Source organism: Leptotrichia sp. SK-5 (assembly GCF_055387215.1).
In genome coordinates this window covers 496,167-515,917 of sequence record NZ_AP028931.1, presented here as the reverse complement: position 1 = coordinate 515,917, position 19,751 = coordinate 496,167, and the positions used below count along the sequence as shown (strand labels likewise).

Here is a 19,751-nt window from a genome sequence, read left to right as displayed (position 1 = left end):
CGATTAAAATATTATTATCTAGAGTAGAACTCGATAATCATCGCTTCGTCAACTTCAAAGTCAACTGCATCTCTTCCTGGATTTTCTAACACTTTAGCTATCAAAGCTCCTTCTTCAAGTGATAACCATCCTGGAACTGTTTTTTGTCCAACAGACTCTTTAATTAAAGCTAATTCTTTAGAATCTTCTTTAACAGTAATTACATCACCTTGTTTTACTCTATATGATGCAATATTTACTCTTTTTCCATTAATTAAAATATGTCCGTGACTTACGATTTGTCTTGCTTGTCTTCTTGTAGCACCAAATCCTAATCTGTAAATTACGTTATCTAATCTTCTTTCAAGATATTGAAGTAAAAGTTCCCCTGTTACTCCTTCTTTTCTTGTTGCTTCTTCATATAATTTATAAAATTGTTTTTCCATTACTCCATAAACAAATTTTACTTTTTGTTTTTCTCTTTGTTGTGTTCCGTATTCAGTTAATTTTCTATTTGCATTTGGTCTAATATTTCTATTTGATTTTTTGTTTACCCCTAAAACAATAGGATCTAAACCAAGATTTCTACATCTTTTTAACACAGGCTGTCTATCTCTTGCCATTTATCTTTTTCCTCCTTAGTTTATAAAATTACGGTCTTCTCTTTTTAGGTGGTCTTGCACCATTATGAGGTACTGGAGTTATGTCAACTATTCTTGTTACTTCTAATCCAGTAGCCTGTATTGATCTTATAGAAGCTTCTCTTCCAGATCCAGGTCCTTTTATTTTGATTTCGATTTGTTTCATTCCGTTTTCAATTGCAACTTGAGCTGCTTGTTCAGCTGCTATTTGAGCTGCAAATGGAGTTCCTTTTTTAGTTCCTTTGAACCCTGAAGTTCCTCCTGATTTCCAAATTACTACTTTACCTTCTGAATCTGTTATAGTAACAACAGTATTGTTAAAAGTAGAATGTATATATGCGATTCCATTAGGAATATTTTTTAGTTTTTTCTTTTTTGAAGTTGCTGGTCTTTTTGCCACTTATGGTTTCCTCCTTTAACTTAATAGTTTATTATTTTTTCTTAGCAATTGCCATTCTAACTGGCCCTTTTCTAGTTCTTGCATTTGTTTTAGTTTTTTGTCCTCTTACAGGTAATCCATTTCTATGTCTTAATCCTCTGTAACTCTTAATGTCAAGTAGACGTTTGATGTTAAGTCTAATTTCTTTTCTTAACTCACCTTCAATTTTGTACTCTTCTACAGCGTTTCTCAATTGTGCTACTTGTTCTTCTGTCAAATCTTTTACTTTAGTATCTCTGTCGATACCAGTTGCTCCTAAAATTTTGTTTGAAGTGCTTCTACCAATTCCAAAAATGTAAGTCAAAGAAACTTCTACTCTTTTATTTCTTGGAATATCTACTCCTGCTATTCTAGCCAAATTTTTTCCTCCTCGTTTTGATATTTTTAATCTTCTTCAATATGCCCTCACATACATAATATAAGGAATAAGCTCTACAGCTAAACATACCTTTACAATCTTTATTTAAATATCCATAGTGTCTTTGTATCTCATTTAATCTATATATATTTTAATAAAAATGTTTTTAGGTTTATTAATCTGTTTTTTCAAATTATCCTTGTATTTGTTTGTGTTTAGGGTTTTCGCATATTACTCTTACTTTTCCGTGACGTTTAACAATTTTACATTTGTCACAAATAGGTTTTACTGAAGCTTTTACTTTCACTAAAAACCCTCCTTCCAACTGTTATTTTTTTCTATATACAATTCTGCCTCTTGACAAGTCATACGGAGAAACTTCAACCGTCACCTTATCTCCTGGCAAAATTTTTATATAGTTCATTCTCATTTTCCCTGAGATATGTCCTAAAACTTCGTGTCCATTTTCAAGCCTTACTTGAAACATTGCATTTGGTAATGCTTCAATTATTTCACCTTCCAGCTCAAGAACATCCTGTTTTGCCATAAATAATCACCTCGGATCCTTTCTATTATAACAAAAAAATAAATAAATGTCCAGTTTTTTTGCATTTATTTTTGACATTTAATTTTACATAAAAAGCAAAAAATAACTAACACTTTTTATTTACCTTATCATAATACAGTATTTGTACTCTTTTGTCAATTATTTTTATTTTACATCTTTTTTCTATTTCTTAACACTTCTAAAAATTCTATACCCCGCATTAATTTCTAGCGTTTCACAATTGCCAAAAACTTCTTCCAGCTTTCTCTGTGTACTTTTCGCTCCGTGCTTTGTCTGAATTACACAATAAAATTCTCCATTTTTATTTAAATGCTCAAAACTTTGTTCATAAATTTGAAAAATTGTTTGCTTTCCAGCCCTAATTGGTGGATTAGACAAAATCACATCAAACTTTTCAGAAATATTATCAAACACAAAAGACTTTCTCACTTCAAAATCATCATTTTCATCCTTTACAACTTCATTTTTTAAAAGATTTTCTGTTGTAAGCTCCAAAGCCCTTTCATTCACATCTGAAGAAACAGTTTTAATTTTTGGGAAAAATGCTTTCATTACAACTGATACAACCCCGTATCCACATCCAATATCCAGCACATCAAACTTTTGACTTTTTTTATCCAGATTTTCTCTTAAAAACACTTTTAACATAACATCAGTCCCAAAATCTACTTTCGTTTTTGAAAACACCCCGTTATCTGTCACAAATTCAAATTTTTTATTTTCTATTTCATATTTTATTATTTTTCTATCTGACTTTACTTCCTGTTTTTCTGAAAAGTAATGATTCATACATTTTCACCTCGTTAAATTTTCTATTTCTCGTATTATTATATCATATTTTTCACAGTTACATAGTCAAATTTTATCTTACAAATTTTTTTCAAAAACAACTTTATCTCAAAATTATTGCATATACAAAATTCCTTGCATTCTTTTCAATTTTTTTATATAATAAATTTAACACAAAGCTTTTAATTTAAAATTTTGTGTATAAATAAATATAAAATTTTATGGAGGTTCTGAAATGATTAAAAAAATTGTTGAAATAGAAGGAATGCACTGTGAAAACTGTGCTAAAAAAGTAGAAGATGTTTTATACGGACTGCCAGAAGTGGAAAATGTGGAAGTAAACCTTTCTAATAAAAATGCAAAAGTTACTTTAAACGAAGAAGTTGACGATTTGCTGATAGCGGATGTAATTAATGGTGCTGGACATTATAAAGTGAAGGATGTTACAGAAATTTCTTAATCTTTTTTATTAACTATTTATTTACAAAAAATTAAAAAAATTATTTTAAATTGAGTTGATTTTTTTATTATAAAATGTTATAACAATGATGTAAAAGAATGAAAATTCTCATTGTAATGTACAAATCAAAAGAGAGCTAACCCCCAAAGTAAGCTCTCTTTTTTCGTTATTTCCAAAATTCTTGAATTAAAATTATTACTATCTGTAATAAAATTATAACTAATACTAACCTCCATTTAAAAATAGGAATAAATTTTTATAATAGGGTTGTTTAATAGCTAATTCATAATCATTAAATTATTTTTTATTATTTTTTAGATATCTTGATTAATAAATATTTTTTCGTATTATTATGTTTTTTCTTTTTATTTTCGTAGGATTGCTCATTGCCGCAAATCCTACAACCTATGGCTAGTCTACGACATTTTTCTGCACTGACAAAAAACTCGCTATGCTCAGACAGTTTTGCCAGCACATAAAAATGCTCCGACGGGTTATTTATACTAGAATCTGATTGAAAAATGAAAATTATATTTTAATTATTTGAAAATATTAGATTTATACCCTTTATTAGAAAAGTTTGTAATAATTTCGTTATTTAAATGGGGTTTAGTATAAAATTTTTATTAATAGCGTACACATAACTATAACATCTCCTTTTTCACGGATTGCTAAAATTATGACATTTTTTATTATATTTTCATATACTTTTTTATTTTTTTAAGGAATCTAAAATTTTTTATAACAAAAAAGATGATATTGAACAATTTTACTGATCTTTATCATCTTTTAAATTTTATATAAATTTTTTATCTAACTCATTTATTTTTTCTACGGATTCATGCTGATATTCTTGAATTGATTTCATTAACTCTTTAAATTCATTTTCATTATATTCTTTTATTGAGCCATCCGAATTTTCACACCCTTTATTTTCAACCTGATACATTCTCTCAAAAAACTTTATCAATAATTTTTTAGTATTGTATAAATATTCATAATCAAAATCAGAATAATTATCTGAATGGATATACTCAAAAAGTTCATTTAAAAAATTTTCTTTAGTTTCATAATCTTTTAAATCGAAGATATCTCCCAAATTAAATTTTTTTTCAAACTTTCCTTTAATATTTTGAGTTTCAACTCTCCACTCATTATTGTCTTTTGATTCAAATGTAATTTTGATATGTTTTAATTCGTTTGAATGCATTAATTTTAAATTCAAATCATATTTTTTCATAAATTCCTCCTAAATTTTAAAATTTTAATTTATAATTATATTTCTTATTAAAAGTTCTCTATCATATATTCATAATCAATTTTCTCTTTGTAACGAATATCTTACTCCAATATACATTCAGATTCATCCACATGACTTATTTTATCTTTTATAGTTAGTTCATTTTTGTTGATAAATTCATAACTTTTCTATCTTTTTTTTATACAAAATACTATTTTATTATTTTTAAATTCACTTGTTAATAAATCAATACAAACAACACCATACCAACATTTGTTATTATCCTTTGTGTTTCAATACATTTTCCAACATGTATTTCTCACTATCAGACTTTTTCATAAATTTATATTATTTTTCTTACTATTCCCTTATTTGACCTTCTCCCCTAATCACATACTTCGTTGTAGTCAGTTCTCTAATTCCCATAGGCCCACGAGCATGCAGTTTTTGTGTAGAAATTCCAATTTCTCCACCAAAGCCGAATTCTCCTCCGTCAGAAAATCTTGTTGACGCGTTTAAATAAACGTTTGCTGAATCTACTTCGTTTAGGAATTTCTCAGCATTTTCTATAGATTTTGTCAAAATTGAGTCGGAATGGTGCGTTCCATGATTATTTATGTATTCAATTGCTTCTTCTATGTTTTTAACTAATTTTAGTGACATTATTAAATCCAAGTATTCAGCCCCAAAATCTTCTTCTGTTGCCAATTTTACATCATTTCTGTTTCCAACAATTTCTAGTGCTTCTTTGCTGTACCTTAACTCTACACCATCTTTTAAAAGCATTTCTGTTAATTCTGGCAAGATTGCTTTTGCGATATTTTCGTGAATAAGTGTTGTTTCGATGGCATTACATACGCTTGGACGTTGGACTTTGGCATTTTCGATGATTGGTAATGCCTGTTTTATGTCAGCTGTTTCGTCCACAAAGATGTGACAGATTCCTGCACCTGTTTCTATCATTGGAATTGTTGCGTTTTCTATGATGAATCTTTTTAATCCTTTTCCCCCTCTTGGGATAATTACATCAATATACTTGTCTGCACGGATTAAGTCCTTCACAAGTTCCCTTTCTGGCTTTTCTACAAGCTGAACTGTATTTTTTGGCAATCCGTGAGCATCTGCAACTCTATTTAATAAATTATTCAAATAAATATTTGAATTTAGGGCATCTTCTGACCCACGTAAAATTATCGCATTTGAAGATTTTATTGCAAGTCCTGCCGCATCTACTGTAACATTTGGACGAGATTCATAAATCATTCCGATTACTCCGAGCGGAACTCTCTTTTTTGCAATATTCATTCCATTTTTATGATTCCATCCTGTAACGACTTCTCCAATTGGATCTGGAAACATAGCCATTTCACGCAGACTTTGAGTCATTCCTTCAATTCTGCTGTCTGTAAGCTCCATTCTATCCAACAAGGAAAATGCCATTCCATTTTTCTTACCATTTTCCATATCTGTTTTATTCGCAGCCTTTATTTCTTCTTTTTTATTTATCAATTCATCTGCAATTGCAAACAATACATCATTTTTTGTTTTTGTTCCAATTTTCAAAAGTTCCCTTGAAGCGGCTTTTGCTTTTTTCCCAAGTTCTTCTATATAATTCATACTTACCTCATTTCTTAGTTTATCTAATTTCTAAAAAATATCGCCAGCTTTTCTATTCCTATCCCTCATCTTTTTTATTTTTCTCGTTCTAAATATAGCTATTATAAACATAACTGCAGAAATAGTTAAAAAAATCCAGTAAATTATTAAATATCGCCTAGCCCAGTCAATATTAAAAATATTTGTCATAACTTCCATTAAAATATCAAAAAATTTTGTATCTGGATATTGCTTTTTAAAAATTAATGTTAAGTTTAACACTTCTGACAAATATATTGCCAAATATGAAAAAATATATATAATAACTACACTAAAAATAGTTATTTCTAATTCATCATACAGATTGTTAAATTTACTCTTTTTCACTTTTCCAATTTTTTCTGATTTATTCCAGCTATTAATTTCTCTAATTTTTTCTTTCTTTTTCTTTCCAAAAAAATTTCCAAATATAACTCCAATATCTATAATTCCCACACCTAAAAACATCACTATAATATGTCTTATATTATTTTGAGCCGAAAAAAAATAAAGTACAGTTGCAATTATAAAGCTTAAAAATCCACCAAGAAATGTGTATAATTTATTTTCATTTTTATTAAAAATATTTTCACTCTTCACTTACTTCTCCCTTTCATTTTTTCACTCATTCGCTCCGAAAGTATTAATTATTGTTTCTAATAAATTTGTATTATGAATCAACGCTTTATCTGACAAATACAATATTTTATTTCCAGCTTTATCTGTTATATTTATTCTTCCAGCCATTGTGCTTATATTATAGTCATTCCAATTATAAACTTCGTTATCCAAAGTCAAGGATTCTCTTGAAACCTTTATTTTCAATGCTTGTTCCAATTTTTTGGCTATATACTTCTTAGGAGCTAATGCCATTACAGATTTTTTTGGATTGTTAAATAAAAATTCAACTGGTTCACCATTTTCTATTTTTCTCATAGCTTTTGGATAGTTAATTTTCACAAAATCTTGCTGAAACAAGTCAAAGGCATTAGATGGATAACCTGCCGCCGCTATATTTTTCCAAGTTCCATTATTATCTTTATACCATATTCCCAAAAATGTATTTGGTCTCATTATATTCGGAATAAAAAAATATTCCAAATTTTCATAAAGAATTTTTTCATTTTTTCCAATAGCAAATCCATCTTCATAAAAAGATATTTTTTCATATTTCCTTATTATAAAATACGGCAAAACATAAGCAAATATTATTAAAAATAAACCTATTAATGTTATTGCTATTATAGCGCCTAGAAGTTTCCCTCTTTCAGCAGCATCAGACAGATTTTTCACAAAAAGTTTTATAAATATTATCAAAAAAAAGTTAAACAGTAAAAAATTTGCCAATGTAAGCATTTTAAGATAAAGCTTCATTCCTACTATTTTTTTAGGTTGTTCGTAACTCATAAATCGTCCCGCTTTCTATTTTATTAAAAGTTTTTGATTCTTGTACGCTAAATACTTTAAATAAAATTTATTATTTTTATTTTCTAATAACCACATTATCAATATGAATCACAGCTTCATCATATTTGTAGCCCAATATTTCCTCTATATTTTCACTTTTTATGCCTTTTATAAGGTTTATTTCCTCTGATGAATAATTTGAAATTCCAGTTGCGATAACTTTTCCTTCTAAATCTTCTATTTCGATAACTGCCCCCTTGTCAAAATTCCCTTCAACAGACTTTATTCCAACTGACAATAAACTATTTCCATTTTTTAATGCTACTTTTGCACCATTGTCAATTATTAACGAACCTTCCTTATTAGGTCCGTATGCCAGCCAGTATTTTCTTAGACTAATTTTTTTATTTTTTTTCACAAAAAGTGTTCCTATATTTTCTTTTTCAACTATTCTAGTTATATTTTTAGGATCATCTCCACTAGCAATTACAAGGCTTGTTCCAATTTTTGTTACCATTTCCGCAGCGATGATTTTTGTTATCATTCCGCCAGTTCCAAATTTTGAACCTTCTGCACCTGCCATCTGTTTTATATCTTCATTAATATCACCAACCATATGAATCAGGTTTGCATCCTCATGTTTTCTAGGATTTTTATTATAAAGCCCGTCAATATCCGATAAAATTATAAGTAAATCAGCGTCAATTAATCCAGAAACAAGCGCTGACATTGTATCATTATCCCCAACCTTTATTTTCAAAGCATTGGACACAATTGCATCATTTTCATTTATAATTGGTATAATTTTCCTTTTCAAAAAAGCATTACAAACATTTCTCATATTCAAGTATCTTTTTCTATTGGAAAATTCCTCTTTTGTCAACAATAATTGTCCGATTATCTTATTATGCTCTTTAAAAAGAGTTTGATAAATTTGCATAAGTGAAACTTGCCCAACTGCTGACAGCATCTGCTTTTCCGCCAAAGTTTTAGGCTTTTCACTTATATTAAGAAGTCCCATTCCAGCTCCAACTGCACCAGAAGTTACAAGTATTACATCATACCCTTTATCTTGTAAATTACTTAGTTCTAGTACAATTTTCTTTATCTTTTCAATATCTAGATGACCATCCTCTGTTGTAAGTGTAGAAGTTCCAACCTTCACAACTATCCTCTGTATATTGTCTAAAATTTCTTCTCTTGTATTACTATTTCTCATTTTTTCTTATTCTCCTGTTTAAACATTTCTATGTAGCTCATTTTTTAACGTAAGGGCATTAACCATGCCCTTACAACCTTAAATTATTTTTTCAATTTATTACAAAGATTTGTATTCAAGCAAGTATATCCTCCAGCAACTGCTCCTGCTCCCAATGCTACTGCCGTACAAGAACTCAAACTCATCATTAATGCAATTATTGCTCCTATAACTTTAATTTTTCTCATTTTCTTTACCTCTCAATCTGGTTTTATTTAAATTAACCTAAAAAGATTTAATATATTTTAACTTTTTAAATTTATTTATTTCTTTGACAATAATAAATAATTTTAGTATTTTAGTCTTAACTTTTCTGTATCCAAACAGAAATTTTTTCACTTTCAACTTTAAAGTTAGCATTTCCTTCCTCATCTATTACAATGTCTTCATATCCACTACCTGTAACTTCCTGCCAAACTTGTCCAGCTCGCTCTTTTCCAAGCTCGATTTGTATTTCTTCTTCCTCTTCAGAATTTGAAAGTACGGCTACACAGCCCGTCCATTCATCTCTTCCTGTTCTTTGAATTGCAATTACATTTGGATTATCCAGATGATTTATTTGTTCTCCATAAGCATGTATTCTCCGTACTTCCAGAAGTTTGTCAATTATCCATTGATGCGGGCTTTTTTCTCCTCCCACTCCGTAGTAATCGCCATAAAACAGGCATGGATAGCCATCTTTTGATAATAATATTATAGCATACGAATGAGGAATAAACCAGCTGTCAACTTGTGATTCTAAAGCACTTCCCTTTTGTGAATCATGATTATCTACAAATGTTACAGCTGCCATCGGATTTGTTGTTACTATCGTATGTTCAAAAATTTCTCTTAAATCATAATCCTTTTTCTTTTTAGAGGCATCATACATATTAAAATGAAGTCCAACATCGAATAAATCAGTCTTATACCCAACATTATCCAGATATTCCTTCAACTTTTCCAAATCATTTCGCCAGTATTCTCCAACAGAATAAAATTCTTCGCCATAAGCTGCTCTTACTTGTGTCAAAAATTCAGCTATAAACTCATCTTTTATATGTTTTACGGCATCCATCCTGAATCCGTCGATTTTTAATTCATTTACAACCCATTTACCCCATCGGATTACTTCCTCACGCACTTCAGGATGTGAAAAATCAATATCAGCATTCATCAAATAGTCATAATTTCCAAGTTCAGAGTCAACTCCCTCATCCCAGTCCTTATTTTCTCCAACAATTTTATAAATTGCAGTTTTACCAGTTTTATTATCAAAATCTATTCCATCAAAAAGATTATAATTCCACTTGAATGCAGAATATTTATCATTTCTTCCAGGAAAAGTAAACTTTGTCCATCCTTCTATTTCAAAAGGCTCGGTTATTTCCACAGTTCTGTCTTCAGGATCAACTTCTATCGCCAAAAAATTCTCTGTTTCATCAGCTCCGCCCTTATGATTCAAAACAGCGTCCAAATATACATTTATATTGTATTTATGAAGTTCTTCTATTGCTTCAATCAGTTCCTGCTTTGTACCATATTTCGTTCTGACAGTTCCTTTCTGGTCAAATTCCCCTAAGTCCCATAAATCATAGGCACCATATCCCACATCAAATTGTGAAGTTCCTTTATATGCTGGCGGAATCCACACTCCGCTTACACCAATTTCACTTAAATGCTTTGCATCATCCTTTAATCTTTGCCAATGTTTCCCATCATTGGGCAAATTCCACTCAAAGTACTGTATCATTACTCCGTTTTCCATAATTTCCTCCTTTTTACAATATTTTACTTATTTTAATGTTATTCCATTTTCAGTTATAAATTTAACAACTTCTTTCAAATCCTCTTGTGTATCCACTCCTATTACCTGCGACTTAGTTTCTAAAACTTTTATTTTATATCCATTTTCAATAAATCTAAGCTGTTCAAGCGATTCTATTTTTTCCAAAACACCTTCTTTTAAATTTTTCAGTTCATTTAAAAATTTCGCTGTATATCCATAAATTCCAACATGTTTAAAATATTTAATATTTTGGCTATTATTCTTATCACGCTCATAAGGAATTACTGAACGGCTAAAATAAATGGCGTTATCATTAAAATCTGTGATAACTTTTACATGATTTGGATTTTCAATTTCATTTTGAGATTTCATTTCCTGCTTTAATGTAACAATTTCTGATTTTTCATTTCTGTAATTATTTGCTAAAATATTTATTGACTCAATGTCAATTAACGGCTCATCTCCCTGAATATTTATAATAAAATCATAATTTTTATACTCACTTTTGTTTATAACTTCTATTATTCTGGAAGTTCCATTCTGATGATTTTCTGATGTCATAACAATATTTCCTCCAAACTTTTCTACAGCCTTAAAAATCCTCTCATCATCTGTAGCGACAACAATCTCATCAATATCCGCATTTTTTGCTCTTTTGTAAACCCATTCAATCATTGCATGTCCGCAAATATCCTTGAGTGGTTTCCCTTCAAACCTGCTGGACGCATATCTTGCTGGTATCACTCCCAATATTTTCATAAATATATTTCTCCTCTTTTTCAACAATTTTATAAATTTATAATAATACTCTTTTAAAACTAAACTTAAAACTATAATGTCTAAATATTAAATTTTTTCAATTTTAAATAAGCTTGGATATATTTTACCATATTTTTATTTAAATTACATTATATTTATCAGATAAACAAAAAAAAGAGCCATTTAATTTTCTAAACAGCTCAACTTTTATTCTTAAAATTTTTATGCTAATCCAAAAGTTATAAATCTCAATATTTTTCCAAATAATGATAATTGTTTATAATCATTTTGTGCTACAATATCAACTGTTCCCACAACTTTATCATCATTTGATAACACTTCAAGCTTCCCAATTACATCGCCTTTGGCAATCCCTTCTTTTTCAGCGGTAACTTCTAAATCTTTTATTTTAAATTTATAATTTGTATTATCAAGTTGATACACATTACTCGATAAAATACCTTTTATTTCTTTTTTTTCTGCATTTTTAATTTTAAATTTGCTTCCGATTTCTTGTCCTTCTTTGTAAACTGGTATCATAAGTCCTTCTAGCTTTGTAAATTCTTGCTTTTGATCTTCGGTTCTTGCATCATCAGTTTTGTTTCCAAGTGTAACTGATATAATTTCCAAATTACCAATTTTACTCGAAACAATCATATTATACCCAGCTTGTGCATGAAACCCTGTTTTCAATCCATAAATTCCAAATTTATCAAGTAAATGATTTCTATTGTTATAGACTACATCTTCTCCTTCTGAATTTTGCAATACAAGTTCAGATTCTTTCATCCATGCTCTTAATCTTTCATCTCTTACAGCTCTTCTTCCAAGCAAATACATATCATAAGCTGTTGAAATATCCATATTTTTATTAGTCATCGAAGTCGGCAATCCTGCTGGAGTATAATAACGTGTATCATTCATTCCAAGCTCTCTTGCTTTATCATTCATTAATTTTACGAAATTATCAAGATTCCCTTTTGAAATATGATGTGCCACCAAATATGCAGCATTATTTGCTGAATAGATAATTTCTGCACGAAGCAAGTCTTTTAATGTATAGCAATCTCCAGCTTTAGCATTTAACCAGCTTCCTCCCATATTTACTATTTGTGGTGTAAAACATACTTTATCATCTAATTTTGCGTTACCTCTATCAACTTGATCAAGTGCTACAAGAATATTCATAACTTTTGTAAGTGACGCAATGGGATGTTTTTGTCTTGACATTTTTTCCTTCAAAACATTTCCATCTGTCGTTGCAATAAATTTTATAACTTCACCATAATAGTGCGAAACTCCTTCATGCTCATGTTCTATTGCCTGCACAAGTTTTTTCTTTGGTACTGTTTTATCATTTTTTTTAGCTGTCTTATTTTTATCATTTTCTTTTTCTTTATTATTTTTTGAACCTGTTTGATTCTCAAAATTTTCACCAATTTCTTCAGACTGTAATGTATGGTTTTTCTTTTTACTATGTCTAGAATGCTTTTCATTTCCCCGTTTTGTTGCCTGCTCAATTTCATTAGATCCTGTATTTTCTTTTGCAGTTGAGCTTGTTGAACTTTTAGACTTTTCTTCTCTAACAGTAACATTACTTTCTTTTGGAGACACTGTACCTGTTTCTTGCTCTCCTTCCGCATAAACTAAAGCTGCAAATAACGCTAATACTCCCAAAACCAAAACTCTTTTTACTTTCTTATACATTCTTTTCCTTTCTATCTATATTTCTTTTTAAAAATTATTCAATTATCTAACAATCTAAAAATTTTTTCTATGATTAATTTCTTAATTACCAACTTTGCTATTTTTCAAATTATCTAAATTATATTTACAATAATCTCGAATTTCACATATATCACACTTAGGTCTTCTAGCAACGCATTTATCCCGTCCATGTAAAATCATATAATGTGAATATACAAACCAATGCTTTTTAGGAAGTAGCTTCATTAATTCCCGCTCAATAATTTCAGGATTGTCACTTTTTACAAATCCTATGAGATTTGACAATCTTTTAACATGAGTATCTACAACAATTCCTTCTCGAATATTCCACAGTTCCCCTAAAACTACATTTGCTGTTTTTCTCCCTACACCTGGTAACTCTATTAATTTTTCCAGTTCTTTTGGAATCACATCGTTATATTTTTCCAACATCATTTCAGCATTTAATTTTATATTTTTTGCCTTATTTTTATAAAATCCAGTCGATTTTATATATTTTTCCAGCGTTCCCAAATTCATTTCTCTTATGTCTTTTGGATCTCTTACAACTTTAAATAGTTCCTTTGTAACAATGTTTACTCGTGCATCAGTACACTGAGCTGACAAAATTACTGCGACCATTAGTTGATAAGGAGTTTCAAATTCCAAAGCAGCTTTTGGAACACCAAATTTTTTTTCTAATATTGGGAATACTTTTTTCAATCTTTCCTTTTTTGTCATTTTACCTCTCCAAAACTTATAAAATTATTTTTTCTAAAAAAACTTTATTATCCCTAAAATAAAAAAATGTATTGGATAAAATAAATAAAAAAAGTATTTTATGTTTCTTCCTTTTTCCCCATTATACAAAAAAATAAAAATTAATGAAATTAATGAAAAAATCTGTGTATGAACAATTTGAAAAACATTTGGAAAAACCAGATTAAAAATATTTAAAGTGAGAAAACCGATTAATATTTTAAGATTATTATTCCTAAAAATATTAAAAATCATTATTAATAGAATTCCATACGCACCATAATCAAGATTAATTTTCTGAGAAAAATACAATATAAATATGATTAAAATAGCTTTTATAATTTTCATAAATGGTTCTTTTATCCAGCTCTTTTTTAAATTTAAAATACAAATTGTAAAAAGTCCCAAAAATAATGTAAAAAATATATTTATATCCCTACCATCTGCACATAAAATAAAAAGACCCTGAATAACTACCGCAAAGCAAAATAATCGCAGCAAATACTTTTTCAAATTCCGAGTATGTACATACCCTTCATTCAACGTAAAAGCAAATATCGGAAAGGAAAGCCTTCCAATAACTCTCAGAATCTCACTTCCACCAATCATAACCTGATAATGATCTACAAACATCGTGATTAATCCAATTATTTTTAATATAAATAAACTCAAATTATCTCCTAAATCCAATTATTTACATTTTAAAAATTTTTATTCTTTAACTTTTAAAAACAATAAATTTAATTTAACTTTAAAAAACTATGCTTTTATTATTTCTAAAAGCCTTTATTTTAACAAATTTTATAAAATTCATTATATTTAATCATATCATTTTTTCAATCTAATTTCAAGAATTTTTTTGTCAAAATAAAAAGAGACTGTTTCATAAAATTAGTCTTATGAGACAGCCACTTTTTATACAAGTTTAATTTTTTCTCCCAAATTTTTAGATAAATCAAGTTTCTTTATTTTGTTTTTATGTTTTGTATAATTACGCGTTGGCAACAAGCGTTATTAATTCTTCAATAGTTTTTGCACCAACTGATTTTTGCTCTCCATTTATAAATACAACTGGTACCGCCTGAATATCTTTTTCTTTTGCTTCTTCAAAAAATACTGCACTGTCTACCATTGTTGTTGTAATGTTTTTATTATTTGCTGAAATTAGGTTTAAAGCTTGAACTACATCTGGACAATGTGTACATGATAATGAAATAAATGTTTCAATGTTTACAGGCTTATTAACTGATTCAACTTTTGAAAGCTGCTCTCCTTCCAGTTTTTTTCCAAGTCCTGCAAGTCCCAAAACTGCTAGAATAAAGCTGTTAAATTCATGTCCTCCAGGAATACCTGAAAAATTAATCCCAGTATTTTCCCCATCTTTTAAAATTGTAAAAGATGTTGGACGAGTAAGGTTTGCTTTTTCTAAGTCAGCCTTATCATTGTCAAATGATTTTTTTACATAGTTCACTTTTCCAGAAATTGAATCAACTTCTTGTAAGAAGCTATCTAATTCAGCTGATTTTTCGCTATCATTCAAAAATGAGACTAATTCAATGTTTCCATTAATTTTATCAAAATAACCTTTTAACTGTTCTACAATATTACTATCTAATAAAGCCATTTTACCTCCTTCTAATTTATTAAGTTTAAAATTATTAAATTTTACCTACTAAATCTAATCCTGGTTTTAAAGTAGCTTCTCCTTCTTTCCATTTTGCTGGACAAACTAATCCTGGGTTATCAGCTACGAATTTTGCAGCTTTTGCTCTTCTTACTAATTCTGATGCATCTCTTCCGATTCCTTCGTCATTTACTTCATAAGCAACGATTTTCCCTTCAGGATTTACGATAAATGTTCCTCTGAATGCAAGTCCACTTTCTTCGTTTAATACTTCAAATTCTCTTGAAATAGCTTTTGTAGGATCTCCGATCATTGCATATTTAACTTTTCCGATTGCTTCTGAGTGATCGTGCCATGCTTTGTGAGTAAAGTGAGTATCAGTACTTACTGAATAAACATTAAATCCTAATTTTTCCAATTCTTCTCTATGGTCTTCTAAATCTTCCAATTCAGTTGGACACACAAATGTAAAGTCAGCTGGATAAAATACGAAAATATTCCATTTTCCTAACATATCCTTTTCAAAGTTTACTTCTTTAAATTCTTCGTTTTGATAAGCTTGAGCTGTAAAATTTTCAATTTTTTTTCCTATTAAAGACATAATTTCCTCCTAATTTAATAATATTATTGTTTTTAATTTGAAATCATTACAAATATTTCTTGATTACATTATACCATAAAAAATTATTTTGTCAAATAAAATTTAATATTTGTATTTCAAAGAAATTATGATAAAATTTTATAAGAATAAAAATAAAAAGAGAGGATAAATATGTATAAAGTATTAATTGCAGACGATAATAAACAAATTGTTTCTATACTGTCAGAATACTGTAAAAAAAATAATTTTACTGTAAGTACTGTATTTGATGGGGAAGCGGCGTTAAAGGAAATTGAAGAAAATGAGTTTGATATAATACTTCTGGATGTAATGATGCCAAAAAAGGATGGTTTTGATGTATGCAGGCAAGTGCGTACTTTTTCAAATGTTCCAATTATAATGATTACAGCACGTGGAGAAGATTATGAGAAAATAATGGGACTGGAAATAGGAGCAGATGATTATATAGTAAAACCTTTCTCGCCAGGAGAAATAATTGCAAGAATAAATGCAATTTTACGTAGAATAACACCTAAAAATGATGAAAGTACAAAAATTTTTTCATTTGACAATCTTGAAATTGATTTGAATAATTTTACGGTTAAGATAAATGATGAAATAATTTCGTTGACTAAGAAAGAAATAGAGATTTTATGGACTTTGGCAACAAATCAGAACAAAGTTTTTACAAGAGAAAATTTGCTGGACTTGATATGGGGATTTGACTATTTTGGAGAAAGCCGTACTGTTGATACGCATATAAAAAGGCTTCGTGCAAAACTTGACAATTATAAGCATGAGAAATGGAATATTAAGACAATTTGGGGAGTTGGCTATAAATTCGATATTTTAGAAAAGTAGCTTTGTTAATAAATATTATAAAATTAAATCATTGGATAAAAAATACGAAGTTCAAAAAAATAAAAAAGGAGTGAAGTTTTTTAAAATGGGTAAAAGAATAAAAAAGATTTTTTTTAATGGAGAGGAGTATCCACCAGAGACGTTTAGATTAGGAATGATGCTATGCATGGTTGGGGGATTTATGGATGCATATACTTTTGTTACACGTGGAAAGGTACTTGCTAATGCACAGACAGGAAATGTTGTTTATCTTGCTATAAATTTACAAAGGGGAGATTTTGGAAAAGCCTTTAATTATTTTATGCCTATTCTGGTTTTCACATTTGGAATATTATTTACTGAATTTATTAGAGTGAAATTTGAAAAACATAGAATTTTTAGATGGCAGCAGATTGTTATATTTTACCAAGTTATAATAATGTTTTTTATTTCATTCATTCCAAGCGGAAATTGGAATATTGTTGTAAATATGATTATGTCGTTTATTGCCGCAATTCAATATCAAGGATTTAGAAAAATCAGGGGACTGGCAGGAGCGACAACAATGTGTACTGGGAATTTACGAAGTGGAATGGAGAACTTGTTTAAATATATAAATACAGAAAACAAGTCTTATTTACAGAATTTCTGGATATATTTGGGATTAGATGGATTTTTCTTTATCGGAGCAATGCTTTGTGTAGTTTTAGTAAAAATATACGGTATAGGAGCGTTGCTTGCTTGCTGTATTTTATTGGTTGCGGTGTTTATTATAATGTTTAAGGACACTATTTAGGAAATAGGAGGTATTTAAAATTGAATAATTACAAGCCGCCTTTTCAAATAACTGAAAAAATGACAGTATTAATAGGTGAAATAAGTGAAGAAATAGGAAGAATGTCTATTTTTCAGGAAAAAATTTCAAATCCACATTTAAGGAGAGAAAACAGAATAAAAACAATTCATTCTTCGCTTGCTATTGAACATAATTCTCTCTCGCTGGAACAAGTTACAGCCATATTGGACGGAAAAAGAGTTTTAGGAAATCCTAATGAAATAAAAGAAGTAAAGAATGCTTATGAAGCGTATGAATTATTAACTAAGTTAAATCCATTTTCAGTAAAGGATTTATTGAATGCTCACAGATTGATGATGAATGGGCTGGTTAAGGAAAATGGTAAATTTCGTTCTCAAGGGGTTGGTATTTTTGCTGGAAGAAAAGTAGTACATATTGCTCCGCCAGCAGATTTAGTGCCTAAGCATATAAGCAGTTTAATTTCATGGTACAAGACTTCTTCTGTACATCCATTGATTAAAAGTGCTGTTTTTCATTATGAATTTGAATTTATCCATCCATTTTCAGATGGAAATGGTCGTATTGGAAGAATGTGGCATACTTTACTGCTTGGAAAATGGAAAAAAATATTTTTTTGGCTTCCAATAGAGGAATTGATAAAAAAAGAACAGAAAGAATATTATGATACTCTTGCAATAGCTGATAAAGAAGGTGAAAGTACAATATTTGTAGAGTTTATGCTCAAAATTATAAACGATAGTTTAAAAGAAATTAAAACTTCTGAAAGAATAACCGACCAAGATAACGACCAAGTAACCGTACAAGATAGCAATCATAATAAAAATCCAGTTAAAAAATTACTTAGTGTCCTTGGAGATAATGTTTTATCAGCAACAGAAATTATGGAAAAATTAAATTTAGTACATAAACCTACTTTTAGAAAAAATTATTTAAATCCTGCCTTAGAGGCAAAATTGATTGAAAGGACAATTCCCAACAAACCTAACAGTAAAAATCAGAAATACAGGAAATCGGAAAAAATTATTAAAAGATAAAATGGATTGGAAAGGTGGTAAAAATAATGAATCTTATAGATAAAAATACCAAAGTTTACTATATTAGCACCTTTTTACTATTTTTAGCTTCCACAATGCCACATTCCATTCTGACTGTACTTTTTCTAAAAAAAGGCTTGTTAATGTCGCAGATTGTGTTAATGCAGTCTTTTTTTAACCTTTCAATGATTATTTTTGAGATTCCAAGCGGAGTAATTTCAGATTTATATTCACGAAAAAAAGTCTATATTTCATCATTGCTTACATTGATTATAACTTTTTTCCTGATTATATTTTCCAAAAGTTTATTTTGGTTATCAGTCGCATATACAATATATGGATTGGCAAATGCACTGGAAACTGGAACAATTGATGTAGTTTTAATAAATAGTTTGAAAAATGATGAAGCTGGATTGCAAAAATTTTTAAAATATCAAAAGCAAATTTCGACTTTTTCCTCTATTTTAGGTTCAGGAATAGGATTTTTACTTTATTTTAAGATAGGTGTAAATATTTATTTTATTTCTATTATTTTGATACTTATCAATATATTGCTAACAACTTTATTTTTTTCAGATGAGAATGAAAAAGCAAATGAAAATATAAACTTTCAAATTTTTAAAATGCATATAGCTGAGTGCATTTCTGAATTGAAAGAAAAAAGAGTGATGAAATATTATTTTATATTTTTTGGAATTATACAAATTTTTATTCAGAGCCATTTTCAGTTATGGCAAAAACTTTTTTTAGATAAAGGAATTGGAGAAAAGAATTTTTTTGTAATGTATGTACTGTTTCAAATAATTGTGATTATTGCATACAATATAAATATTCTGCTTATAAATACGAAGAAATTGTATTTTTTATTAATTTTAATATTTTTAATGGCAATAACTGTAATAATATTAAAAAATAATCTGATATTTACAGGAATATACCTAATATTATGTACAATTTTTTTATAATTAACTACTATTTTGAATTTCACTTTAATAAAATCCTGTCAAAAGAAAAAATAAGTGCAATAACTTCAATGAAATCATTTTTTTCAAGGATTTTTTCATTCGG

At 28.6% G+C, this 19,751-nt stretch carries 24 protein-coding genes; 5 read left to right on the top strand and 19 right to left on the bottom strand.

Features of this window, described 5'->3' with window-relative positions; all coding sequences use genetic code 11:
* Positions 1–14: 14 nt before the first annotated feature.
* From rpsD to ACZ5B9_RS02665, 6 genes are all read right to left on the bottom strand, one after another.
* Complete coding sequence (rpsD, locus tag ACZ5B9_RS02690) at positions 15–602, bottom strand: 30S ribosomal protein S4 (RefSeq protein WP_464423249.1); 588 nt, start codon at positions 600–602, stop codon at positions 15–17.
* A 28-nt stretch (positions 603–630) separates the two neighbouring features.
* Positions 631–1,020, bottom strand: coding sequence for a 30S ribosomal protein S11 (gene rpsK, locus ACZ5B9_RS02685; protein ID WP_015770205.1), 390 nt, complete (start codon positions 1,018–1,020; stop codon positions 631–633).
* Positions 1,021–1,051: 31 nt separating this feature from the next.
* Positions 1,052–1,417: a 30S ribosomal protein S13 gene (gene rpsM, locus ACZ5B9_RS02680; protein ID WP_021768414.1), complete on the bottom strand. Its 366-nt coding sequence runs from the start codon at positions 1,415–1,417 to the stop codon at positions 1,052–1,054.
* Positions 1,418–1,610: 193 nt separating this feature from the next.
* The gene (gene rpmJ, locus ACZ5B9_RS02675; protein WP_015770204.1) at positions 1,611–1,724 is read right to left on the bottom strand and encodes a 50S ribosomal protein L36; all 114 of its coding nucleotides are present in this window, start codon (positions 1,722–1,724) and stop codon (positions 1,611–1,613) included.
* Between the two features lie 21 nt (positions 1,725–1,745).
* Positions 1,746–1,964, bottom strand: coding sequence for a translation initiation factor IF-1 (infA, locus tag ACZ5B9_RS02670; protein ID WP_006805851.1), 219 nt, complete (start codon positions 1,962–1,964; stop codon positions 1,746–1,748).
* Between the two features lie 183 nt (positions 1,965–2,147).
* Positions 2,148–2,774 (bottom strand): class I SAM-dependent methyltransferase, encoded by a 627-nt coding sequence (locus ACZ5B9_RS02665; RefSeq protein WP_464423248.1) that lies wholly within the window; start codon positions 2,772–2,774, stop codon positions 2,148–2,150.
* 235 nt (positions 2,775–3,009) lie between these two features.
* Between ACZ5B9_RS02665 and ACZ5B9_RS02660 the strand changes: the two genes are divergently transcribed.
* Positions 3,010–3,234 (top strand): heavy-metal-associated domain-containing protein, encoded by a 225-nt coding sequence (locus tag ACZ5B9_RS02660; protein WP_464423247.1) that lies wholly within the window; start codon positions 3,010–3,012, stop codon positions 3,232–3,234.
* A gap of 796 nt (positions 3,235–4,030) precedes the next feature.
* Here the strand turns inward: ACZ5B9_RS02660 and ACZ5B9_RS02655 are convergent.
* From ACZ5B9_RS02655 to ahpC, 13 genes are all read right to left on the bottom strand, one after another.
* Positions 4,031–4,474 (bottom strand): hypothetical protein, encoded by a 444-nt coding sequence (locus tag ACZ5B9_RS02655; RefSeq protein WP_464423246.1) that lies wholly within the window; start codon positions 4,472–4,474, stop codon positions 4,031–4,033.
* 360 nt (positions 4,475–4,834) lie between these two features.
* On the bottom strand, positions 4,835–6,091 hold the full coding sequence (locus ACZ5B9_RS02650; RefSeq protein WP_464423245.1) for a glutamate-5-semialdehyde dehydrogenase: 1,257 nt from the start codon (positions 6,089–6,091) through the stop codon (positions 4,835–4,837).
* 30 nt (positions 6,092–6,121) lie between these two features.
* Complete coding sequence (locus ACZ5B9_RS02645) at positions 6,122–6,709, bottom strand: hypothetical protein (RefSeq protein ID WP_464423244.1); 588 nt, start codon at positions 6,707–6,709, stop codon at positions 6,122–6,124.
* A gap of 21 nt (positions 6,710–6,730) precedes the next feature.
* Positions 6,731–7,516 carry a hypothetical protein gene (locus tag ACZ5B9_RS02640; RefSeq protein WP_464423243.1) on the bottom strand — a complete coding sequence of 262 codons (786 nt, stop codon included), beginning with the start codon at positions 7,514–7,516 and terminating at the stop codon, positions 6,731–6,733.
* Between the two features lie 76 nt (positions 7,517–7,592).
* On the bottom strand, positions 7,593–8,735 hold the full coding sequence (gene proB, locus ACZ5B9_RS02635; protein WP_464423242.1) for a glutamate 5-kinase: 1,143 nt from the start codon (positions 8,733–8,735) through the stop codon (positions 7,593–7,595).
* Between the two features lie 83 nt (positions 8,736–8,818).
* Positions 8,819–8,962, bottom strand: coding sequence for a hypothetical protein (locus tag ACZ5B9_RS02630; RefSeq protein ID WP_464423241.1), 144 nt, complete (start codon positions 8,960–8,962; stop codon positions 8,819–8,821).
* A gap of 116 nt (positions 8,963–9,078) precedes the next feature.
* The gene (locus ACZ5B9_RS02625) at positions 9,079–10,521 is read right to left on the bottom strand and encodes an alpha-amylase (protein WP_464423240.1); all 1,443 of its coding nucleotides are present in this window, start codon (positions 10,519–10,521) and stop codon (positions 9,079–9,081) included.
* 27 nt (positions 10,522–10,548) lie between these two features.
* Positions 10,549–11,301, bottom strand: a complete 753-nt coding sequence (gene kdsB, locus ACZ5B9_RS02620; RefSeq protein WP_464423239.1) for a 3-deoxy-manno-octulosonate cytidylyltransferase — start codon at positions 11,299–11,301, stop codon at positions 10,549–10,551.
* A 222-nt stretch (positions 11,302–11,523) separates the two neighbouring features.
* Positions 11,524–13,008, bottom strand: coding sequence for a D-alanyl-D-alanine carboxypeptidase family protein (locus tag ACZ5B9_RS02615; protein ID WP_464423238.1), 1,485 nt, complete (start codon positions 13,006–13,008; stop codon positions 11,524–11,526).
* 81 nt (positions 13,009–13,089) lie between these two features.
* Positions 13,090–13,749 (bottom strand): endonuclease III, encoded by a 660-nt coding sequence (gene nth / locus ACZ5B9_RS02610; protein WP_021769545.1) that lies wholly within the window; start codon positions 13,747–13,749, stop codon positions 13,090–13,092.
* Between the two features lie 33 nt (positions 13,750–13,782).
* Positions 13,783–14,439, bottom strand: a complete 657-nt coding sequence (locus ACZ5B9_RS02605) for a TraX family protein (protein WP_464423237.1) — start codon at positions 14,437–14,439, stop codon at positions 13,783–13,785.
* A gap of 319 nt (positions 14,440–14,758) precedes the next feature.
* The gene (locus ACZ5B9_RS02600) at positions 14,759–15,391 is read right to left on the bottom strand and encodes a thioredoxin family protein (RefSeq protein ID WP_464423236.1); all 633 of its coding nucleotides are present in this window, start codon (positions 15,389–15,391) and stop codon (positions 14,759–14,761) included.
* 34 nt (positions 15,392–15,425) lie between these two features.
* Positions 15,426–15,992, bottom strand: a complete 567-nt coding sequence (gene ahpC, locus ACZ5B9_RS02595) for an alkyl hydroperoxide reductase subunit C (protein WP_021745055.1) — start codon at positions 15,990–15,992, stop codon at positions 15,426–15,428.
* 171 nt (positions 15,993–16,163) lie between these two features.
* Between ahpC and ACZ5B9_RS02590 the strand changes: the two genes are divergently transcribed.
* The 4 genes from ACZ5B9_RS02590 (at position 16,164) to ACZ5B9_RS02575 (ending at position 19,648) form a co-directional block, all read left to right on the top strand.
* A complete protein-coding gene (locus ACZ5B9_RS02590; RefSeq protein WP_464423235.1) occupies positions 16,164–16,853 on the top strand; it encodes a response regulator transcription factor in 690 nt (229 codons plus the stop codon).
* An 85-nt stretch (positions 16,854–16,938) separates the two neighbouring features.
* Complete coding sequence (locus ACZ5B9_RS02585; protein WP_464423234.1) at positions 16,939–17,628, top strand: YoaK family protein; 690 nt, start codon at positions 16,939–16,941, stop codon at positions 17,626–17,628.
* A 20-nt stretch (positions 17,629–17,648) separates the two neighbouring features.
* Entirely contained in the window at positions 17,649–18,683 is a 1,035-nt protein-coding gene (locus ACZ5B9_RS02580) for a Fic family protein (protein ID WP_464423233.1), read from the top strand.
* Between the two features lie 26 nt (positions 18,684–18,709).
* Positions 18,710–19,648, top strand: a complete 939-nt coding sequence (locus ACZ5B9_RS02575; RefSeq protein WP_464423232.1) for an MFS transporter — start codon at positions 18,710–18,712, stop codon at positions 19,646–19,648.
* Positions 19,649–19,751: the final 103 nt, after the last annotated feature.

Coding starts and splice junctions, on each gene's coding strand:
- ACZ5B9_RS02660 (WP_464423247.1), top strand. CDS start 3,010: ATGATTAAAAAAATTGTTGAAATAGAAGGAATGCACTGTGAAAACTGT.
- ACZ5B9_RS02650 (WP_464423245.1), bottom strand. CDS start 6,091: ATGAATTATATAGAAGAACTTGGGAAAAAAGCAAAAGCCGCTTCAAGG.
- ACZ5B9_RS02625 (WP_464423240.1), bottom strand. CDS start 10,521: ATGGAAAACGGAGTAATGATACAGTACTTTGAGTGGAATTTGCCCAAT.
- infA (WP_006805851.1), bottom strand. CDS start 1,964: ATGGCAAAACAGGATGTTCTTGAGCTGGAAGGTGAAATAATTGAAGCA.
- ACZ5B9_RS02585 (WP_464423234.1), top strand. CDS start 16,939: ATGGGTAAAAGAATAAAAAAGATTTTTTTTAATGGAGAGGAGTATCCA.
- ACZ5B9_RS02590 (WP_464423235.1), top strand. CDS start 16,164: ATGTATAAAGTATTAATTGCAGACGATAATAAACAAATTGTTTCTATA.
- nth (WP_021769545.1), bottom strand. CDS start 13,749: ATGACAAAAAAGGAAAGATTGAAAAAAGTATTCCCAATATTAGAAAAA.
- ACZ5B9_RS02665 (WP_464423248.1), bottom strand. CDS start 2,774: ATGAATCATTACTTTTCAGAAAAACAGGAAGTAAAGTCAGATAGAAAA.
- rpsD (WP_464423249.1), bottom strand. CDS start 602: ATGGCAAGAGATAGACAGCCTGTGTTAAAAAGATGTAGAAATCTTGGT.
- ACZ5B9_RS02615 (WP_464423238.1), bottom strand. CDS start 13,008: ATGTATAAGAAAGTAAAAAGAGTTTTGGTTTTGGGAGTATTAGCGTTA.
- ahpC (WP_021745055.1), bottom strand. CDS start 15,992: ATGTCTTTAATAGGAAAAAAAATTGAAAATTTTACAGCTCAAGCTTAT.
- ACZ5B9_RS02575 (WP_464423232.1), top strand. CDS start 18,710: ATGAATCTTATAGATAAAAATACCAAAGTTTACTATATTAGCACCTTT.
- proB (WP_464423242.1), bottom strand. CDS start 8,735: ATGAGAAATAGTAATACAAGAGAAGAAATTTTAGACAATATACAGAGG.
- ACZ5B9_RS02630 (WP_464423241.1), bottom strand. CDS start 8,962: ATGAGAAAAATTAAAGTTATAGGAGCAATAATTGCATTAATGATGAGT.
- kdsB (WP_464423239.1), bottom strand. CDS start 11,301: ATGAAAATATTGGGAGTGATACCAGCAAGATATGCGTCCAGCAGGTTT.
- ACZ5B9_RS02600 (WP_464423236.1), bottom strand. CDS start 15,391: ATGGCTTTATTAGATAGTAATATTGTAGAACAGTTAAAAGGTTATTTT.
- ACZ5B9_RS02640 (WP_464423243.1), bottom strand. CDS start 7,516: ATGAGTTACGAACAACCTAAAAAAATAGTAGGAATGAAGCTTTATCTT.
- ACZ5B9_RS02655 (WP_464423246.1), bottom strand. CDS start 4,474: ATGAAAAAATATGATTTGAATTTAAAATTAATGCATTCAAACGAATTA.